The organism is Burkholderia sp. AU33423, from assembly GCF_002223135.1.
GTDB lineage: Bacteria > Pseudomonadota > Gammaproteobacteria > Burkholderiales > Burkholderiaceae > Burkholderia > Burkholderia lata_D.
The window spans coordinates 571,845-590,130 of sequence record NZ_NKFH01000005.1 but is presented as its reverse complement, the minus strand read 5'-3'; the positions used below and the strand labels follow the sequence as shown (position 1 = coordinate 590,130).

Annotated in this window: 17 protein-coding genes; 10 read left to right on the top strand and 7 right to left on the bottom strand. The window is 68.7% G+C overall.

The genetic code is table 11. From position 1 onward, the window contains the following. Positions 1 to 25 precede the first annotated feature (25 nt). Positions 26 to 808 carry a glycosyltransferase family 2 protein gene (locus CFB50_RS15260; RefSeq protein ID WP_089446405.1) on the top strand — a complete coding sequence of 261 codons (783 nt, stop codon included), beginning with the start codon at positions 26 to 28 and terminating at the stop codon, positions 806 to 808. Between the two features lie 196 nt (positions 809 to 1,004). After that, positions 1,005 to 1,766 carry a M48 family metallopeptidase gene (locus CFB50_RS15255; protein WP_089446404.1) on the top strand — a complete coding sequence of 254 codons (762 nt, stop codon included), beginning with the start codon at positions 1,005 to 1,007 and terminating at the stop codon, positions 1,764 to 1,766. A gap of 100 nt (positions 1,767 to 1,866) precedes the next feature. On the opposite strand, the gene CFB50_RS15250 is transcribed toward CFB50_RS15255, so the two are convergent. The 4 genes from CFB50_RS15250 to CFB50_RS15235 are packed head-to-tail and all read right to left on the bottom strand — an operon-like array spanning position 1,867 to position 6,600. Next, a complete protein-coding gene (locus CFB50_RS15250) occupies positions 1,867 to 3,579 on the bottom strand; it encodes a lactate permease LctP family transporter (RefSeq protein ID WP_089446403.1) in 1,713 nt (570 codons plus the stop codon). A 50-nt stretch (positions 3,580 to 3,629) separates the two neighbouring features. Beyond that, positions 3,630 to 5,075, bottom strand: a complete 1,446-nt coding sequence (locus tag CFB50_RS15245) for a LutB/LldF family L-lactate oxidation iron-sulfur protein (protein WP_089446402.1) — start codon at positions 5,073 to 5,075, stop codon at positions 3,630 to 3,632. Next, complete coding sequence (locus CFB50_RS15240; protein WP_089446401.1) at positions 5,072 to 5,806, bottom strand: LutC/YkgG family protein; 735 nt, start codon at positions 5,804 to 5,806, stop codon at positions 5,072 to 5,074. The genes CFB50_RS15245 and CFB50_RS15240 overlap by 4 nt, the downstream gene beginning before the upstream one ends. Continuing rightward, a complete protein-coding gene (locus CFB50_RS15235; protein ID WP_089446400.1) occupies positions 5,803 to 6,600 on the bottom strand; it encodes a (Fe-S)-binding protein in 798 nt (265 codons plus the stop codon). The genes CFB50_RS15240 and CFB50_RS15235 overlap by 4 nt, the downstream gene beginning before the upstream one ends. Before the next feature lie 134 nt (positions 6,601 to 6,734). Here CFB50_RS15235 and CFB50_RS15230 point away from each other — a divergent pair, with 134 nt between their 5' ends. The 5 genes from CFB50_RS15230 (at position 6,735) to CFB50_RS15210 (ending at position 12,126) form a co-directional block, all read left to right on the top strand. Then, a complete protein-coding gene (locus tag CFB50_RS15230) occupies positions 6,735 to 7,451 on the top strand; it encodes a FadR/GntR family transcriptional regulator (RefSeq protein WP_069248848.1) in 717 nt (238 codons plus the stop codon). A 225-nt stretch (positions 7,452 to 7,676) separates the two neighbouring features. Beyond that, a complete protein-coding gene (locus tag CFB50_RS15225; RefSeq protein ID WP_089446399.1) occupies positions 7,677 to 9,299 on the top strand; it encodes a phospholipase D family protein in 1,623 nt (540 codons plus the stop codon). Positions 9,300 to 9,498: 199 nt separating this feature from the next. Then, positions 9,499 to 10,272, top strand: coding sequence for a class II aldolase/adducin family protein (locus CFB50_RS15220; protein ID WP_089446398.1), 774 nt, complete (start codon positions 9,499 to 9,501; stop codon positions 10,270 to 10,272). 367 nt (positions 10,273 to 10,639) lie between these two features. Further along, entirely contained in the window at positions 10,640 to 11,074 is a 435-nt protein-coding gene (locus tag CFB50_RS15215) for a CHRD domain-containing protein (protein ID WP_069248846.1), read from the top strand. 89 nt (positions 11,075 to 11,163) lie between these two features. Next, positions 11,164 to 12,126: an alpha/beta hydrolase gene (locus tag CFB50_RS15210; protein WP_089446397.1), complete on the top strand. Its 963-nt coding sequence runs from the start codon at positions 11,164 to 11,166 to the stop codon at positions 12,124 to 12,126. Here the strand turns inward: CFB50_RS15210 and CFB50_RS15205 are convergent. Beyond that, positions 12,096 to 12,938: an EcsC family protein gene (locus CFB50_RS15205; RefSeq protein WP_089446396.1), complete on the bottom strand. Its 843-nt coding sequence runs from the start codon at positions 12,936 to 12,938 to the stop codon at positions 12,096 to 12,098. The genes CFB50_RS15210 and CFB50_RS15205 overlap by 31 nt on opposite strands. Before the next feature lie 108 nt (positions 12,939 to 13,046). Here CFB50_RS15205 and CFB50_RS15200 point away from each other — a divergent pair, with 108 nt between their 5' ends. Next, complete coding sequence (locus CFB50_RS15200) at positions 13,047 to 14,642, top strand: MDR family MFS transporter (RefSeq protein ID WP_089446395.1); 1,596 nt, start codon at positions 13,047 to 13,049, stop codon at positions 14,640 to 14,642. A gap of 26 nt (positions 14,643 to 14,668) precedes the next feature. Continuing rightward, a complete protein-coding gene (locus CFB50_RS15195) occupies positions 14,669 to 15,115 on the top strand; it encodes a MarR family winged helix-turn-helix transcriptional regulator (protein ID WP_089446394.1) in 447 nt (148 codons plus the stop codon). A 69-nt stretch (positions 15,116 to 15,184) separates the two neighbouring features. On the opposite strand, the gene CFB50_RS15190 is transcribed toward CFB50_RS15195, so the two are convergent. Both CFB50_RS15190 and CFB50_RS15185 read right to left on the bottom strand, forming a co-directional pair. Continuing rightward, on the bottom strand, positions 15,185 to 15,766 hold the full coding sequence (locus tag CFB50_RS15190) for a DJ-1/PfpI family protein (protein ID WP_021161332.1): 582 nt from the start codon (positions 15,764 to 15,766) through the stop codon (positions 15,185 to 15,187). A gap of 166 nt (positions 15,767 to 15,932) precedes the next feature. Continuing rightward, complete coding sequence (locus tag CFB50_RS15185) at positions 15,933 to 17,213, bottom strand: amino acid deaminase (RefSeq protein WP_089446393.1); 1,281 nt, start codon at positions 17,211 to 17,213, stop codon at positions 15,933 to 15,935. A gap of 133 nt (positions 17,214 to 17,346) precedes the next feature. Here CFB50_RS15185 and CFB50_RS15180 point away from each other — a divergent pair, with 133 nt between their 5' ends. Then, positions 17,347 to 18,285 carry a MurR/RpiR family transcriptional regulator gene (locus CFB50_RS15180; RefSeq protein ID WP_089446392.1) on the top strand — a complete coding sequence of 313 codons (939 nt, stop codon included), beginning with the start codon at positions 17,347 to 17,349 and terminating at the stop codon, positions 18,283 to 18,285. Position 18,286 lies beyond the last annotated feature (1 nt).

Genomic DNA, 18,286 nt, shown 5'->3' with positions numbered 1-18,286 from the left:
CCCGTCTTCGCAATCGGCCGTTTCCATGTCCAAGCTGCACGCCTCGTCCACCCATCTCGTCCTGATTCCGAGCTACAACCCGGGCGCCAAGGTCGACACGACCGTGCGCAATGCCCGCGCGCAGTGGAATCCGGTGTGGGTCGTCGTCGACGGCAGCACCGACGGCAGCGCCGAACGGCTGCAGGCGATGGCCGAGCGCGACCCGGGGTTGCGCGTGATCGTGCTGCCGGAGAACCGCGGCAAGGGCGCCGCGGTGCTCGCCGGGCTCGACGCGGCGGCCGCGAGCGGCTTCACGCATGTGTTGACGATGGATTCCGACGGCCAGCATCCGGCCGACCTGATTCCCGCTTTCATGGCCGCGTCGCAGGCCGCGCCCGACGCGATGGTACTGGGCGTGCCGAAGTTCGACGCGAGTGCGCCGCAGTTGCGCGTGCAGGGCCGCCGGCTGTCGAACGCATGGGCCGACCTCGAGACGCTGTGGGCCGGGATCGGCGATTCGCTGTACGGGTTTCGCGTGTATCCGGTCGCGCCGCTGGCCGCGATCATGCGCCGCCAGCCGTGGATGCGCGGCTTCGATTTCGATCCCGAGGCGGCCGTGCGGCTGTGCTGGGCCGGCGTGCGGCCGATCCGCATCGACGCGCCGGTGCGCTATTTCGGCCGGCACGAGGGCGGCGTCTCGCACTTCCATTACGGCCGCGACAACGCGCTGCTCGCGTGGATGCACCTGCGCCTGTTCACCGGTTTCGCGGTGCGGCTGCCGATGCTGTTCGCACGGCGGCTGACGCGACGCCACGACCAGACCGCCTGAGCCCGCCCGTTTCCCCTTCCGGTCGCCGCCCGGCTGCGGCGATTGCTCCGTTTTCCGTCGTCAATCCCTTGTCGGCGCGCCGCTTCGTTCCTGTTTGTTGAGTAATCAACGTGTCATCGGATGTAAACATCTGGTAATTTTCTGCCGGATTATGCAAAATCGCCGCTCCCAAATACAACTATCGAGGGATTCCGGGATGCAACTCAAGAAAGCGGTGGCAGCGTGTGGCGTGGCGTTTCTGTTGAGCGCGTGCGGCGGGGTACAGAGCCTTGACGCGAACAGCCTGACGTCGGCGGGGACCAGCCTGTACAAGGCAGCGACGCTGTCGGACAGCGACATCGCCGCACTGTCGAACGACTCGTGCAAGGCGAGCGATGCCGAATCGAAGATCGCGCCGGCGAACAGCGCGTACGCGAAGCGCCTGACGAAAGTGATGAAGGGCTTCGGCGACATGACGCTGAACGGCCAGAAGATCAACTACAAGGTCTACATGACCAAGGACGTCAACGCGTGGGCGATGGGCAACGGCTGCGTGCGCGTGTACAGCGGCCTGATGGACCAGATGAACGACGACGAGCTGCGCGGCGTGATCGGCCATGAAATGGGCCACGTTGCCCTGGGTCACTCGAAGAAGGCGATGCAGACGGCCTACGCGGTCAGCGCGGCGCGCACCGCGGCCGGCGCGGCATCGCCGGGCGTGGCGGCACTGACGAGCTCGCAGCTCGGCGACATCACCGAGAAGTTCATCAACGCGCAGTTCTCGCAGACGCAGGAAAGCGCGGCCGACGACTACTCGTTCGACCTGATGAAGCAGAAGGGCATGAACCAGAAGGGCCTCGTCACCGCATTCCAGAAGCTCGCGAAGCTGGACGGCGGCAAGAGCTCGATGATGGATTCGCACCCGTCGTCGGCGAGCCGTGCGCAGCACATCGAGGATCGCATCGCGAAGGGCAGCTGATCGCGCAACCGGTCGCCTGCCGCGGCGGGCGATCAAGCGGCGACATGAAAAACCCCACGCTCTTCCGGGCGTGGGGTTTTGTTTTTGGGGCGGGCGCCGCTTACGGCACCATCCCCGGCAGCACGTACGCCTGCGCGAGCGTGATCAGCCCGACGATCACCGCGAACAGCAGGCTGTGCCGCACCGTGAAGCGGAACAGCTCCGATTCCTTGCCGACGAGGCCCGTCGCCGCGCAGGCGACCGCGATCGACTGCGGCGAGATCATCTTCGCGGTCACGCCGCCCGTCGTGTTCGCGGCCACCGCGAGCGTCTCGGGCACGCCGAGCTGATGGGCCGTGGCCTGCTGCAGCGAGCAGAACAGCGCATTCGACGACGTGTCCGAGCCCGTCAGGAACACGCCGAGCCAACCGAGGAACGGCGAGAAGAACGGGAACGCGCCGCCGGTCGCGGCCAGCATCAGCGCGAGCGTCGACGACATCCCCGAATAGTTCGCGACGAACGCGAACGCGAGCACGAGGCCGATCGACAGGATCGGGCGCGTCAGTTCCTTCAGCGTCTCGCCGAACGTGACGAGTGCGTCGCGCGGCTTCATCCGCAGCAGCGCCATCGAGATCAGCGCGGTCACGAGGATCGCGCTGCCCACCGCCGACACGAGATCGATCTTCAGCACCGCGTCGAGCGCCTTCGGCGTCGCGGCGATCGGCGCGGTCTTCACGACGAGCTGGTCGAGCCCCGCCACATGGAACTTCAGCACGGTCGACGCGAGCGCGCCGTGCGCGGCGAACAGCGCCTTGAACGGCGCGATGCTCCATACGGTGACGACGGCCGTCAGGATCAGGAACGGCGACCACGCGCGCACGGTCTGCGCGAGCGTGTACGGCGACGCCTGCCGGCTCGTGCCGGTGCCGAAGCCGTTGCGTGAGCCGGCACCGCCGAAGCCCGCGAGCGCGGCGCCGCCGCCCGACGCGACGAGGCCGCCTGCCGTCTGCTTCGCGGTGCGCGGCTGCCAGACCTTCAGGAACGCGGCGAGCGCGACGAGGCTCACGAGCGACGACGTGATGTCCGGCAGCTCGGGCCCGATGTGGTTCGACGTGAAGTATTGCGTCACCGCGAAGCTGCCGCCCGCGACGAGCGCGGCCGGCCAGGTCTGCCGCACGCCGCGCAGCCCGTCCATCATGAACACGAGCCAGAACGGCACCGCGAGCGACAGCAGCGGCAGCTGGCGGCCGGCCATCGCGCCGATATGGAACGGGTCGATGCCCGTCACCTGCCCGGCGACGATGATCGGAATGCCCATCGCACCGAACGCGACCGGCGCCGTGTTTGCAATCAGGCACAGTCCTGCCGCGTGCAGCGGCTTGAAGCCGAGGCCGACGAGCAGCGCGGCGGTGATCGCGACGGGCGCGCCGAAGCCGGCCGCGCCCTCGAGGAACGCGCCGAACGAGAAGCCGATCAGCAGCATCTGCAGGCGCTGGTCGTCGGTGATCGACAGCACGGACGCGCGAATGATGTCGAACTGGCCGGTCTTCACGACGATCTTGTACAGGAACACGGCCGCGACGATGATCCACGCGATCGGCCAGATGCCGTACGCGAAGCCGAAGCCGGCCGCCGCGAGCGCCTGCGGCACGGGCATTCCGTACGCGAGGATCGCGACGCCGAGCGACAGCAGCAGCGTGATCGCCGCGGCGACGTGGCCCTTGAGCCGCAGCGCGGCCAGCGCGACGAAAAAGAAAATGATCGGGATTGCGGCGACGAACGCCGACAGCCCGAGGCTGCCGAGCGGGGTGTAGATCTGATGCCAGGCCTGCATGGATGTCTCCTCCATAGGTTTTTGTCGATACGGCTTGAGAAACGAAACGGCTATTCGGGCTGGCCGCGTGCGCGCAGCAAGTCGGACAGGCTGCGCGGCGCCGGTTCGAGCGGCGTGCGGTGCTGCGTCCAGCCCATCTGTTTTGCCGGCGTCAGCGCACGCAGCCGCGTTGCGGTCCAGCGGAACGCGCGGTACGCACGCGGATGCGCGAACGCGCCCGACCAGAAGCGCCACACGAGGTCTTCCGCGCGGTTGTAGTTCGCGCCCTGGCCGCGCAGCGGATGCGCGACGGGTTCGTCGGGCTTGCGGTTCGCCTCGGTGCGCAGCCGCACGAGCAGCTGCGGGATCGGAATCCGCACCGGGCACACCTCGCCGCAGGCGCCGCACAGCGTCGATGCGGTCGGCAGGTCGGCCGTCGCGTCGAGGCCGAGCAGGTGCGGCGAGATGATCTTGCCGATCGGGCCCGGGTAGGTCGTGCCGTATGCGTGGCCGCCGATGCGCGTATAGACGGGGCAGTGGTTCATGCACGCGCCGCAGCGGATGCACTGCAGCGTCGCGCGCAGCTGCTCGTCCGCGTAGGCCTGCGTGCGCCCGTTGTCGAGCAGCACGAGATGCAGCTCGCGCGGACCGTCGCGTTCGCCGTCGCGGCGCGGGCCCGAGATCAGGTTGAAGTAGGTCGTGATCGCCTGGCCGGTGGCCGAGCGCGTGAGCAGGCTCGACAGCGGTACGATGTGCTCGAGTTTCTCGACGACCTTCTCGATCCCCATGATCGCGACGTGCGTGTCGGGTACCGTCGTCGACAGGCGGCCGTTGCCTTCGTTCTCGACGAGCCACAGCGTGCCCGTGTCGGCCGCCGCGAAGTTCACGCCGGACAGGCCGATGTCCGCCTCGGCGAACGCGCGGCGCAGCGCGCGCCGGCCGGTCTGGATCAGCTCGTCGACGTCCTCGGTGTAGCGCGTGCCGGGGATGTGCTCTTCGAACAGCTCGGCGATGTCGCCGCGCGTCTTGTGGATCGCGGGCATCACGATATGCGACGGCTTCTCGCCCGCGAGCTGCACGATGAATTCGCCCATGTCGGATTCGATGCAGTCGACGCCGTGCTCCGCGAGGGAGTGGTTCAGCTCGATTTCCTCGCTCGCCATCGACTTGCCCTTGATCACGCGGCGCGCCTTCTTCGCCTGCGCGATGCCGAGCACGATCGCGTTCGCATCGGCGGCCGTCTCGGCCCAGTGCACGTGCACGCCGGCTTCGGTGAGCTTCGTCTCCAGCCGTTCGAGCAACACGGGCAACTGCGCGAGCGCGTGTTGCCGCACCGCTTCGCCGAGGTCGCGCAACTGCTGCAGCTCGGTGTCGTCGGGGAACTGCGTTGCGCGCTTGCCCTGCAGGAAGTCCATCGCGCCACGGAAGCTCTTGCGCAGCGCGGGATCGTCAAGCGCGGCGCGCGCGCGGGTCTTGAAGTCGCCGGGGGCGACGAATTGCAGCGTGTGGTCGCTCATTGCGGGAAGTCCTCGCGGGCGGTGGCGGCCGGGCCGGCGGCTGCCGTATCGGTGACGATCACGACCCACAGGCGGCGCGGGCCGTGCGCGCCATAGGCGAGCGTCTGCTGGATGTCGGAGGTCTTCGACGGGCCCGATACCAGCACGAGGTTGGTCGGCATGCCGGCGTGCCAGCGCTCCGCGTGTACTGCCGCGTGCAGGTCGGGATGCAGCGTGCTCGCGTGAACGAGCGCGACGTGCAGCGGCGGCACCAGCGACACCGTGCGCGGCGTGCCGGCATCGGGTGCGAGCACGACGGTGCCGGTGGCCGCGATGCCCGAGCGCGCAACGGTGAAGCCCGCGTCGATCGTGTCGAACAGTTCGGTTTTCCACGCGTCGATCGGTCGGTCGAACGGCACCGGCGCGACCGTGTCGGGCAGCGCGCGGGCGAGCGCCGCGGATTCGGCGCGGGCCGGGTCGAGCAGCAGGCGGCGCACGCCGGCCTCGGCGAGCCGCGCGGCGAGCTGCGCGGGCCATTCGTCACCGGTCGCGCACCAGACGTCCGCGTGCGACGCGGTGAGCGCGGCCTGCATCGCGTGGGCAAGCATGCGAGGATCGCGAGCGGCCTCGGTCAGCGCGCGGCGCGTGTCGTAATGCGTATCGATGCGCGCGTCCAGCGCGGGGGCGGCTTCGGCGGCGACGCCCGGGGCGGCGGCGCGCAGCCGCTGGAGGATTGCGTCGCGCGCGCTCATCGCTTGTCTCCGCGCAGCGATGCGGCGCCGGCCGTGCGCCGCCACAGGAAGCTGGCGAGGTGTTCGACGGGTAGCGGCGCGCCGGATTGGTCGGCCGCGTGGCCGATGTTCAGCAGGCAGCCGCAGTCGGCGGACACGAGCCGGTCGCAGCCCGTCGCGCAGGCCGACGCGACCTTGTCGCGCACCATCGCGCCGGAGATGTCGGGATGCTTCAGCGAGAACGTGCCGCCGAAGCCGCAGCATTCGGATTCGCGTTCGTGTTCGATGCGCGTCACGCCCGGCAGCGCGTCGACGAGCGCGACGCCGTGCACGCGTGTGCCCATCTCGCGGCGGGCCGCGCACGACGTGTGCAGCACCACGCGCTCGTCGGCGCCGGCCGGCGCGGCGAGCGCATCGAGCCGCACGTCGAGCACGTGTACGAGGAATTCGGTGAGTTCGTAGGTCCGTTCCGCGATCGCGCGGGCCTTGGGGCCGTGGACGGGATCGTCGGCGAACAGCGCCGGCCAATGGTGCCGGATCATCCCGCCGCACGAGCCGGACGGCACGATCACGGGCCACGGTTCGGCGAACAGGTCGAGCTGCGCGGCCGCGACGCGGCGCGCCTCGTCGGGGTTGCCGCTGCTGTACGCCGGCTGCCCGCAGCAGCTCTGGCCGCGCGGATAGTGGACGGTCAGGCCTTCGCGTTCCAGCAGGCGGACCGCGTCGAGCCCGGCTTCGGGGACGAACAGGTCGACGAGGCAGGTCGCGAACAGATAGACGTGCGCGGTGGCGGCGGGGTACTGCCTTGGGTTCATGTCTCGCTCCAGAGGCGACGGCCCGGCATGCGGATGCGGGACGACGATTTCGCTGCATAATTCCCGCGACGGCGCCGCAGCTCAAATTGGTTGGGCCAATCGGCGTGGCAGGTAATCCGCAGGGAGACGCGACGATGGCAGCGATGACGGCACGGGGCCGGACCGAAGTGGTGATGCGCAAGATCGAGACGGCGCTGCTCGACGGCACGTGGCCGGCCGGCGCGCGCCTGCCGGCCGAGCGCGTGCTCGCGCAGGAATATGGCGTCGCACGCAATACGGTGCGCGAGGCGACGCAGCGGCTCGTCGCGCGCGGGCTGCTGCAGAGCCGGCGCGGCGCGGGCGTCTACGTGACGGACCAGTTGCGTGCCGGCATCGCGTCGCCGTGGGGCCAACTGGTCGCCGATCATCCGGCGCTGCGCGACGACATCCTCGAGTTCCGCCGCGTGCTCGAAGGCGCGACCGCGTATTTCGCCGCGCTGCGCGCCGATGCGAACGACCGGCGCCGAATCCGTGCGCTGCTGCGCGAGCTCGAAACCGCGCACGCGAACGGCGCCGCGGCAGTCGAGGCCGCGACCGACGCGAAGCTGCACGAGGCGATCGCGCTCGCGTCGCACAACACGATGTTCCTGCACCTGCATACGAGCGTGATCGGGATGCTGCGCGAGCACATTTCGATCAACGTGGCGGGCATGACGACGCACGACGAGCAGGCGTCCGAGCTGCTGTTGCTGCAGCACCGCGTCGTGTGCGACGCGATCTGCGCGCAACGGCCCGAGGAGGCGCGCACCGCGATGCAGACGCATATCGACTATGTGCGCAGCCATTTCGAGCGCAGCGGCGATGGCGCCTGAGATTGGTTGGACCGCTTTGGCGCGTGGCCCGTCCCGCGGCCGCTTCCGGCGCGGCGGGGCATCGATGCCCGGCAGTCGGCGGCACGCCTGCGCCTCGAAGTGGCCGGCGCCGCCCCGCGCGATTGACCGGTTCATCGCGCGCCCACTAGAATCGGCCGGAACCGCGCGCCAGCCGCGCGCCGCGGCGCATGCGGGCCTTTTGTCCCGCCAGTCGAGGAAGTTTCCGTGTTCACCTCTTTGATCCGGCGCGCACCGGCCGCGCTGTCGTGGCGCGCCGCATGCCGCCAGGCCCGCGCGCTGGTCGTCTGCGCGCTGCTGCCGCTCGCCGCGTGCGCGACGCATCCGCCCGCCACCTCGCTCGATCGCCCCGTCTCCCACGCGTTGTCGGCCGATACCGCGACACCGTTGCGCGATGCGCTAGCCGCGCCGGAAGCCGCGCATCCGGGGCAGTCGGGCTTCCGGCTGCTGGCCGATGGCGCCACCGCGCTGCAGATGCGCATCGCGCTCGCGCGGGCGGCGACGAAGACGCTCGACATGCAGTACTACATCGCGACCGAGGACACGACCGGCAAGCTGCTGCTCGCCGCGGCGCTGTACGCGGCCGATCGCGGCGTGCGCGTGCGGATGCTGGTCGACGACCTGAACTTCCACGATATCGACCGCGTGATGGCCGCGCTCAACACGCACCAGAACATCGAGATCCGCGTGTTCAACCCGTTCGGCGCATCGCAGCGCGGCATGGTCGAGCGCACGGCCAACTTCTTCACGCGGATCGACAGCTTCACGCGCCGGATGCACAACAAGGCGATGATCGCGGACAACCAGCTCGCGATCGTCGGCGGCCGTAATCTCGGCGACGAATACTTCAGTGCGAGCCCGACGCTGCAGTTCCGCGATCTCGACGTGCTGGCGGCCGGCCCCGTGACGAGCGACATCTCGAAGAGCTTCGACGACTACTGGGCGAGCGCGAGCAGCTACCCGCTGCGCGTGCTGAATCAGCAGACGTTCGATCCGAAGGATCTCGACACGATGCGCGACGAGCTGCGCGATCACTGGCGCAAGAACGCCGATCCGTACAACGCGAAGCCGCTGAACGCGACGCCGCTCGCCCGGCAGATCGCGCGCGACGAACTCGAGCTCGTATGGGCGCCGGCCGAATTCAAGGTCGATGCGCCGACCAAGATCGCGCGGCCGACCGACACGTACGTGAGCCCGCCGATGCAGCGCCTGGCCGAGCTGATGCGCGGCGCACAGAACGAATTCCTCGCGTTTTCGCCGTACTTCGTGCCGCACGACGCCGGCGTGAAGATCCTCGGGGATACGGCCGCGCGCGGCGTGCGCGTCGCGATCGTGACGAACTCGCTCGCGGCGACCGACGCGGTCGCGGTGCAGGCCGGCTATGCGCCGTACCGCGTGCCGTTGCTGCAGCGCGGCGTCGAGCTGTACGAATTCAAGTCGCAGCCGGACCAGCAGCCCGCGCGGCTGTTCGGTTCGCGCTCGCGCGCGAGCCTGCATGCGAAGGCGTACGTGATCGACCGGCAAATCCTCGTGATCGGCTCGCTGAACCTCGACCCGCGCTCCGCGCACCTGAACACCGAGCTCGCGCTCGTGATCCACAGCCCGGTGCTCGCGCAGCAGGCCGCGGCGATCTTCGCGCGCGTGACGCAGCCGGACGAAAGCTACCGCGTCGCGCTCGCGAAGCGGACCGACGGCAGCCCGCCCGCGCTCGAATGGACGGGCACCGAAGGCGGTCAGGCCGCCACCTATCACGTCGACCCGCATGCGGGGCTGCTGCGCAACGTGATGACGGGCATCTTCACGCTGCTGCCGGTCGACGACCAGTTGTAAGGGCGGCAACGGCTCCGGCAAAACCCGCGATACCGGTGCGCGGGGAAAGGTGATAAGGTTGTGCGCGCAACGATATGTGAATCGTGAAGGGCGCCAGCGGGCCGCTCGCACAATGCGGGTCGGAACGGCGCCGGCAGACGATGGACGATGCGCACCGCCGCTCGCCGTGGCCGCGCGCCGTCGCAACCGGAGTTCCCCCATGCAACGTGTCCCGAACCAGCCGTTCACGCGCCCCGCGCGCTTCTCCGAAGCCGAATGGCAGGCGCGCGTGCAGCTCGCGGCCGCTTACCGCATCTTCGATCATCTCGGCTGGACCGAGCTGATCTACAACCATATCTCCCTGCGCGTGCCAGGCGAGGACGGTCATTTCCTGATCAACCCGTTCGGGCTCCATTACCGCGAGGTGTGCGCGTCGAACCTCGTGAAGATCGACGTCGACGGCAACGTGATCGGTCATTCCGACTGGCCGATCAACCCGGCCGGCTTCACGTTCCACAGCGCGATCCATGCGGCGCTGCCCGATGCGCACTGCGTGATGCACGTGCATACGACGCCGACGATGGCCGTGTGCTGTTCGCGCGACGGGCTGTCGTTCTCCAATTTCTATTCGGCGCAGCTGTACGGGAAGATCGCGTATCACGACTTCGAGGGCATCACCGTGCATCTCGAAGAGGGGCGGCGCATCGTCGAAAGTGCAGGCGGGCGGCCGGTGCTGCTGTTGCGCAACCATGGGCCCGTGACGATCGGGGCGACGCTTGCGCAGACGTTCTCGCTGATGTGGCTGCTCAATCGTGCATGTGAGGTGCAGGTCGCCACGCATGCGATCGGCGACGCGCTGCCGATCGCGCCGCCGGTGCTCGAAGGGTGCGTGCGCGATTCGCTGAATTTCGATCCGAAGCATGGCGCGGGGCAGGACGCGTTCGACGCGCTGCAGCGGATCGTCGATCGCATCGATCCGGGCTATCGTGCGTGACGTGAAGCGGGGCTGTCGCTTCGTCATGCCTGTTGCGGGGTGAACCGGATCCGACGGCGGCGTGCGCAAAAAAAACGCGGCCGGGCGGCCGCGTGAATACTCGCAGACTCCTTCGGACGAAGGAAACAAGCAACTGTGAGACGAAGTGTAGCGAAAGGCCGCGCGCCGATTCAGTCATCCGGCTGCAAAGGTCCATTCCAGGTTGATGCAGACTGATGCGCCGTGCGCCGCGCGAGCGGGCCGGCCGGACGCGGTGCGGCGATTCGCAGCATGGCCGTTCGGTGGACTCCCGGACCGGCGGCGATCGACTACCATCCTATCTGGCGCCCCCGCTCGGGCGGCGTACAACGTCGTACAAGGAGAGTCCATGCTCAAGCTGCGTTTGCTCCAGGTCGCGTTACTCGCGGGCGTGCTGGCCGCCGGCAGCGCCGCCGCCGAAACGGTGCGCCTGTCCGCCAATCTCCAGCCGTCGAGTGAAGTGCCGCCCACGGCGACCAAGGGCTCTGGCGACGTCGAGGCCACCTACGACACGGCCACGCACATGCTGCAGTGGAAGGTCTCTTACGAACACCTCACGGGGCCGGCCACCGCCGCGCACTTCCACGGGCCGGCGCCGGTCGGCCAGAACGCGGGCGTGCAGGTGCCGATTCCGAAGGAGGAACTGGCGAGCCCGATCAAGGGCTCGAAGGAACTCACCGACGCGCAGGTCACCGACCTGATGGGCGGCAAGTGGTACTTCAACGTCCATACGAAGGAGCACCCGGCCGGCGAGATCCGCGGCCAGGTGATGCCGGCGAACTGAGCGCGGGCGTTTGATCTAGAGGCACCTGTCGAGCGGTGCGGGAGCGATCGCACGTACCATCGTCACACTGTGATTACGGAGTGCGTCCGATGAGTTGGCAAAGCAAGTTCGCCTGCTGGCTGCTGCGCTGGCAGTTCCGGCCCGAGACCACGCGCGAGGTGCTCGATCCCGCCCGCGCACGGCGCTTTACCGACTTGCGGATGGTCGTGCCGCGCCGTGCGCCGTCGGGCTACCGGCTGCGCCCGTGCTATGGCCCGGGCGACGCGCCGCTGCGCGGCGAGTGGCTCGAACGCACCGACTCGGTTGCGGGCCGCGGGCCTGGCCGCACGCTGCTGTACTTCCACGGCGGCGGCTACTACTTCTGTTCGACGAAGACCCACCGTCCGCTCGTCTTCGGCCTGACGAAGCGTGCGGGCGTGCGCTCGTTCTCGCTCGACTACCGGCTGGCGCCCGAGAACCGCTTCCCGGCCGCGCTCGACGATGCGCTGGCCGCGTACCGGCAACTGCTGGCGCTCGGTACGCCGCCCGAGTCGATCGTGCTCGGCGGCGATTCGGCGGGCGGCGGCCTCGCGCTTGCGACGCTCGTCGCGCTGCGCGATCGCGGCGAGCCGCTGCCGGCCGGCGCGATCCTGTTTTCGCCGTGGACCGACCTGGCCGCCACCGGCGCGACCCTGCGCACGAACGACGGCGCCGATCCGATGTTCGCGGGCGCGGCGCTGCCGAAGGCCGCGAAGCTGTACCTGGGTGACGAGCCGGGCACGAATCCGTACGCATCGCCGCTCTATGCGGATTTCGCGGGCCTGCCGCCGCTGTATATCCAGGTCGGCAGCACCGAGGTGCTGCTCGACGATTCGCGCCGCGTCGCCGAAAAGGCAAAGGCGGCCGGGGTCGCGGTGGAGATCGAGGTGTGGCCGGACATGCCGCACGTGTGGCAGCTGTACGCGCCGATGGTGCCGGAAGCACGTGACGCGCTCGACCGCGCGGCCGCGTTCCTGCGCCGCGTCGCGGTCGAACGCGCGGTTCAGCGGGCCGGCGAGGCGTCGATCGCCTGATAGGCGGCCTTGACGGCCACCGAGCCGTACTTGCGCTCGAGCCGGCGCACGGTGAAGTGGCCGTGCGCCATCTGCTGGAAGTGGTCGATGAACAGCGTATTGACGGTCGCGCCGAGCACGGCGCCGATCGCCGGAATCGACTTCGCGGCCATCTGCTCGGTCACCTGCACCGAGAAGCGCGACGCCACCGTCTGCACGAGCTTGAACACGGCCGCCGAGCTGTGCGCGGCGATGCCCTTCGTCGTGATGTCCGACGAGGCCTTCGAGATCGCCTGCGCGAGCGCGCCGCGCAGCACGAAATAGCCGAGATCGGCGTCCTCTTCCTGCTTGTCCGGGTTGCCGCCCATGCCGAGCACGGCCAGGCATTGCAGCTGCGTATCGACCGAGCCCAGGTCTTCACCCTCGCTGCGCGCGATGTCGCACACCGAGCGGAAGATCAGCGTCGTCGTCACCGGCAGCTCGACCGGCAGCGCGAGAAAGCCGAACGCACCGCCCGCCGCGCCGGTCGTCGCAACCGCGAGCTTGTGCAGCAGGTTGCTCGGCTTGTCGGGTTCGGCGTCCGGCCCGGGCGGCTTGCCGAGCGTGCGCAGCGCGATGTTCAGGCACTTGCGCAGCGCGAGCTGCGTCGCGTCGTTGATCTTGCCGGTCGCGAAATCCGGCAGCCGGGCGATCATTTTCTCGACCGGCGCGCCGAGCATGCCCGTCAGCTTCATCGTCAGCGACGGGCTTTCCAGCACCTGCTTCGCGCGCCACAGCGCGTCCCGATCCTCCTGAGACAGCGGGGTCGCGGGGGTGATTGAAATCGGTTCCATCTTTCTCCTTGGCGGTCTGGTCCGGTTTGACCGTCGCCAGCCTAGATTACTCCGGCGTGCTAGAATTTTGAGATTGTTTGACTCGTCAAAAGTTGCGCCAACAAAAAAATGGCCGTCCATACTGCCGCCCACCATTCGAGCGGGCAAGTCCTGCCGTTCCGTGAATCGCTGCTGGCGATGACCGGGATCTCATTTGTCACCATGCTGGTCGCGCTCGACCAGACTGTCGTCGGCACCGCGTTGCCGACCATCGTCGCCGAGCTTCGCGGTTTCGACCTGTACGCGTGGGTTGCGACCTCGTACCTGCTCAGTTCCGTGATCACGGTGCCGATCTTCGGCCGGCTCGGCGACTATTACGGCCGCAAGCCGTTCGTCATCGCGTCGATCGTCGTGTTCACCGGCGCGTCCGTGCTGTGCGGGATGGCGAACGACATGCTGATGCTCGTGCTCGCGCGCGGGCTGCAGGGGATCGGCGGCGGGATGCTGGTCGGCACCGCGTTCGCGTGCATTCCCGACCTGTTCCCCGATTCCGTCGTGCGGCTGCGCTGGCAGGTGCTGATGAGCTCCGCGTTCGGCATCGCGAACGCGGTCGGCCCGTCGCTCGGCGGCGTGCTGACCCAGTCGTTCGGCTGGCGTTCGGTGTTCTACGTGAACCTGCCGGTCGGCCTGCTGTCGCTGCTGTTCGTGTGGCGCTACCTGCCGCACCTGCGCCACGTCGAGCACGATCGCAAGATGCGGCTCGACTGGCCGGGCGCGCTGCTGATCGCGCTGTCGCTCGGCGCGCTGCAGCTGTTCGTCGAATGGCTGCCGAAGTACGGCGTCGCGAGCTGGGCGTCGCTGCTGCTCGTCGTCGCGGTTGCGGCCGGTTTCGGCCTGTGGCGCTGGGAGAAGCGTTGCGCGCAGCCGATCTTGCCGTTCGACATGTTCGGCAACCGCGCGCTGTCGGCGCTCTTCGTGCTGGCGATCCTTGCCGGCTTCTCGATGTTCTCGCTGCTGTTCTACGCGCCGCTGCTGTTCCAGGGCGGGTTCGGGATGTCGCCGAAGGAGGCGGGGCTCGTGATCACGCCGCTCGTCGTGTTCATCACGATCGGCAGCATCATGAACGGCCGGGTCGTCACGCGCATCCGCAACCCGAACGCGATGCTGCACGTCGGCTTCGTGCTGTTCGCGATCACCTGCGCGGGCATCGTCGTGTCGACGCACACGACGCCGAAGTGGCTGCTGATGGCGCTGATGGTCGCGGGCGGCATCGGGCTCGGCTTCGTACTGCCGAACCTCACCGTGTTCGCGCAGCAGACGGCCGGCCGCGAGCACCTCGGCATCGCGACCGCGCTGCTGCAGTCGCTGCGGATGGTCGGCGGGATGATCGGCACTGCGCTGACCGGCACGCTCGTCAACCAGATGTATTCGGGCGGCGTGCGCGAGGCGCTGTCGGCCGACCACGCGATGCAGTGGCATGCGCAGCTCGCCGATCCGCAGATCCTGATCGATCGCGCCGCGCAGGGCGGTCTCGTCGCGGAGCTGACGCGCGCCGGGCATAATGGCGCGCTGCTGCTGGAAGCCGCCCGCGAATCGCTCGTCGGCGCGATTCACCTGGGCGTCGCGATGGCAGCCGTCATCGCCGTGGTGTCGGTGTGGCAGTGCCGCCGCGTGCCGCCGATCGCGCTGCGGCACAAGATCGAACCGCATGTCGCGGCCGACTGAACGATTGAACGAGTAGAACTGAGCGCATGGAAGAACAGGACCGCGTCGCGATCTTGCAGCAATTCGGACGCACGTATCGCGCGTTCATGATCGCGTTCGAGGCGCAGGTCGGGCAGCCGATGCCGCGCTGGCGCATCATGGTCGCGTTGCACACGATGGGCGGGCATGCGTCGCAGAAGAAGCTCGTCGAAGTGCTGCGCGTCGATCCGGGCGCGCTCACGCGCCAGTTGAAGTCGCTCGACGCGCTCGGCTGGATCCAGCGTGAATCCGACGCACGCGACAATCGCGTGACCAACGTGACGCTGACGGACGACGGCCGCGCCGCATTCGACGCATGCCTGCCGCGCCGCAAGGCGTTTCTGGATCAGACGATGGCGCAACTGCCGGACGACGTGCTGAATGCACTGTCGGCCGCGCTGGCGATGCTGGAGTCGCGGATCGCGGACGTCGGCTCGACGCCGGCCGCGCGCTGAAGCGCAGGGCAGGGCGGCGCGAACTCGCCGCCGGCCCGGCCCTTCATCTCATCTCAATTCACTTCAGGTTCAAAGCTCGATGCGCGTGCCCAGCAGCGCGAGGAACTGCGCGAGCCAGGCCGGATGCGCGGGCCACGCGGGCGCGGTGACGAACGGCGCGTCGGTCACGGCCGCGTCGACCGGGATGTCCGCGTATTCGCCGCCCGCGAGCTTCACTTCGGGCGCGCACGCCGGGTAGGCCGAGATGCGCTTGCCGCGGATCACGTCGGCCGCCGCGAGCAGTTGCGCCGCGTGGCAGATCGCGGCGATCGGCTTGCCGGCTTCGGCAAACTCGCGCACGAGCGAGATCACCTTCGGATCGAGTCGCAGGTATTCGGGCGCGCGGCCGCCCGCGATCGCGAGCGCGTCGTAGCGCGATGCGTCGACGTCGTCGAACGCCGCGTTCAGCGTGAACTGGTGGCCGGGCTTCTCGGTGTAGGTCTGGTCGCCCTCGAAATCATGGATCGCGGTCTTGATCTTGTCGCCCGCACGCTTGCCCGGGCAGACTGCATCGACATGGTGGCCGACGGCCTGCAGCGCCTGGAACGGCACCATCGTTTCGTAGTCTTCGGCGAAATCGCCGGTCAGGAACAGGATCTTCTTCGCGGCCATGGCTTTCTCCAGTGGAGCTGCGTTGAGGGCCCGCGCGACAGGCAAGTGCAACGCCCGCCTGGGGCCCCGAGGACGAAAGCGCAGTGTACTCCGGCCGCTTGAAGCGCGCGTGACGGCCGCCCCGCGCGAGCGGCGGGGCGGTTGTGCACGATGTGCGCGACGGGCGTCAGAAGAAGGTTTCGACGACTTCCGTCACGTTGAACTGCGGATCGAGCACGAGCACCTGGCGCCACTTGTCGAACGTCAGGCACGGGTGCGAGATGTCGAACGCGACCATGTCACCCACTTTCACGTCCGCGCCCGGCGGGATCTGCAGGTACGCGTGCTGGTCCATCATCCCGGTGACGGCCCAGCCTTCGGCGGCGGCGACGTCGCGCGGCGCGGTGTCGCGGCCCGGGCGGAAGTGGCGCGCCGGCTCGGGCAGCCCCGCGTCGAACGCCGCGTCGCGCTTGCCGAGCGCGACGATCGCGCGATCCGCCTCCGGCACCGACTGCACGTAGGCCCACAGCTGCAGCGCGGGCAGCAGTCCTTCGCCCATCGTGCGTGCGATCGGGTTGCGCGCGAACACGTCGGTCTGCGCCTTCTTGTAGATGCCGACATCGTGCGTCAGGTAGCAGCCCGGACGCAGCACGACTTCCGCGAAGCCGGCGTTCGACGCCTTCGCGAATTCCTCCGCGACCACGTCGTACCACGCCGAACCGGCACCGGACAGGATCGCCGGCGTACGCGCGAAGCGGCCTGCTTCGGCCAGCTCGCGCGTGAGCGCGACCGCTTCCTGCAGGAACGTGCGGATCTCGCCTTCCTCTTTCAGCACGCCTTCGTAGAGTTCGATACCGGCCAGCTTCAGCGTGTCCGGATAGCGCGCGATCGCGGCGAGCACGGCCTCGCGCTGCGCGGCATCGCGCACGCCCGCGCGGCCGCCCGGCACGCCGAGTTCGAGCAGCACGTTCAGCGGCTTCTTCAGTGCGCCGAAGAAGCGGCCGAGCTGGTCGACGCTCTCCGCCGAATCGACGAGACAGAAGAATTCGAAGTCGGGATCGGACAGCAGCCCGGCGATGATCGTCATGTTCTGGCGGCCGACCAGCTGGTTCGCGAGCAGCACGCGCCGCACGCCGCCGTGATACGCGGCCTGCGTCTGGTGCGCGGTCGCGAGCGTGATGCCCCACGCGCCGGCGTCGAGCTGGCGGCGGAACAGTTGCGGCGCCATCGTCGTCTTGCCGTGCGGCGCAAACTTGACGCCGTACTTCTGGACGAAGGCCTGCATCCAGTTCAGGTTGTGTTCGATGCGGTCCTCGTAAAGCACGGCGGCCGGCAGGCTGACGTCTTCCGCCAGCAGGTTCCACTCGAGGCGGCCTGCGTCGCCGAGCGGCACGCTCGCGCTCGGCAGATTGCCGAGGCCCTTGCCGAACGGATCGATCGTCGCTTCCTGATAGTTTGTAACTTTCATGTCATCCCGCTCCATCATCACTATGCATTGCACTGAAGTTGACACGCCGATGGTACAGAAAGTAGCATCGGCGCGGTGATGTTATTTAGTAACATCGAGCTTCGCACCCTCGAGCTTCGCCCCCTTTTTGCAGATGAATACGCCCGCCACCCCACCCGCCTCGCTTGCAGCCGAGCTTCATCCGGCTTCGGCCGCTCCGCCGGTGCTCGACATCGTCGCGCGGATCGCCGAATGTGCGCCCGAGCTGCGCGAAGCCGAGCGCAAGGTCGCCGCGTTCATCCTCGCCGACCTGGCGCGCGCCGCGCATGCCAGCATCGGCGCGCTTGCACGCGACGCGGAGGTCAGCGTCGCGACAGTCACGCGTTTCGCGAAAGCGGTCGGCTGCCGCGACGTGCGCGAGCTGAAGGTGCTCGTCGCGCAGGCGGCGGCCGTCGGCCAGCGCTTTCTGGTGCCGTCCGATGACGCGCCGGCCGACGATACGAGCCCCGCGTCGATGGTCTACGACGAGATCCGCGTGGCGCTCGCGCACAACCATCAGTTGCTGCGCAATACGTCGTTCGAGGCAGCGGCCGACCTGCTCGCCGCCGCGAAGATGACCTACGTGTACGGGCAGGGCGGCGGCTCGACCGCGCTCGCCGACGAGCTGCGCTTCCGGCTCGTGCGCTTCGGCCGGCCGGTCGCGAGCTACCAGGACAGCGTGCTGCAGCGGATGGTGGCCGCGACGCTGTCGCGCGACACCGTCGTCGTCGCGCTGTCGGTGAGCGGCCGCGTGCCCGAGCTGCTCGAGAGCTGCCGGCTCGCGAAGCGCTACGGCGCGAAGCTGATCGCGATCACCGCGCCGGCGTCGCCGCTCGCGAAGCTGGCCGACCACCTGATTCCGGTCGTCGCGTTCGAAACCGATTTCATTTACAAGCCGTCGACATCGCGCTACGCGATGATGATGGCGATCGATGTGCTCGTTACCGGCGTCGCATTGCGGCTCGGCGATGCGGGCCGAGAATCGCTGCGTCGCATCAAACACGCGCTCGATGCGCACCGCGGCGGCGGAGACCGTCAACCGGTAGGAGACTGAC

Coding starts and splice junctions, on each gene's coding strand:
- CFB50_RS15260 (WP_089446405.1), top strand. CDS start 26: ATGTCCAAGCTGCACGCCTCGTCCACCCATCTCGTCCTGATTCCGAGC.
- CFB50_RS15255 (WP_089446404.1), top strand. CDS start 1,005: ATGCAACTCAAGAAAGCGGTGGCAGCGTGTGGCGTGGCGTTTCTGTTG.
- CFB50_RS15250 (WP_089446403.1), bottom strand. CDS start 3,579: ATGCAGGCCTGGCATCAGATCTACACCCCGCTCGGCAGCCTCGGGCTG.
- CFB50_RS15245 (WP_089446402.1), bottom strand. CDS start 5,075: ATGAGCGACCACACGCTGCAATTCGTCGCCCCCGGCGACTTCAAGACC.
- CFB50_RS15240 (WP_089446401.1), bottom strand. CDS start 5,806: ATGAGCGCGCGCGACGCAATCCTCCAGCGGCTGCGCGCCGCCGCCCCG.
- CFB50_RS15235 (WP_089446400.1), bottom strand. CDS start 6,600: ATGAACCCAAGGCAGTACCCCGCCGCCACCGCGCACGTCTATCTGTTC.
- CFB50_RS15230 (WP_069248848.1), top strand. CDS start 6,735: ATGGCAGCGATGACGGCACGGGGCCGGACCGAAGTGGTGATGCGCAAG.
- CFB50_RS15220 (WP_089446398.1), top strand. CDS start 9,499: ATGCAACGTGTCCCGAACCAGCCGTTCACGCGCCCCGCGCGCTTCTCC.
- CFB50_RS15215 (WP_069248846.1), top strand. CDS start 10,640: ATGCTCAAGCTGCGTTTGCTCCAGGTCGCGTTACTCGCGGGCGTGCTG.
- CFB50_RS15210 (WP_089446397.1), top strand. CDS start 11,164: ATGAGTTGGCAAAGCAAGTTCGCCTGCTGGCTGCTGCGCTGGCAGTTC.
- CFB50_RS15205 (WP_089446396.1), bottom strand. CDS start 12,938: ATGGAACCGATTTCAATCACCCCCGCGACCCCGCTGTCTCAGGAGGAT.
- CFB50_RS15200 (WP_089446395.1), top strand. CDS start 13,047: ATGGCCGTCCATACTGCCGCCCACCATTCGAGCGGGCAAGTCCTGCCG.
- CFB50_RS15195 (WP_089446394.1), top strand. CDS start 14,669: ATGGAAGAACAGGACCGCGTCGCGATCTTGCAGCAATTCGGACGCACG.
- CFB50_RS15190 (WP_021161332.1), bottom strand. CDS start 15,766: ATGGCCGCGAAGAAGATCCTGTTCCTGACCGGCGATTTCGCCGAAGAC.
- CFB50_RS15185 (WP_089446393.1), bottom strand. CDS start 17,213: ATGAAAGTTACAAACTATCAGGAAGCGACGATCGATCCGTTCGGCAAG.
- CFB50_RS15180 (WP_089446392.1), top strand. CDS start 17,347: ATGAATACGCCCGCCACCCCACCCGCCTCGCTTGCAGCCGAGCTTCAT.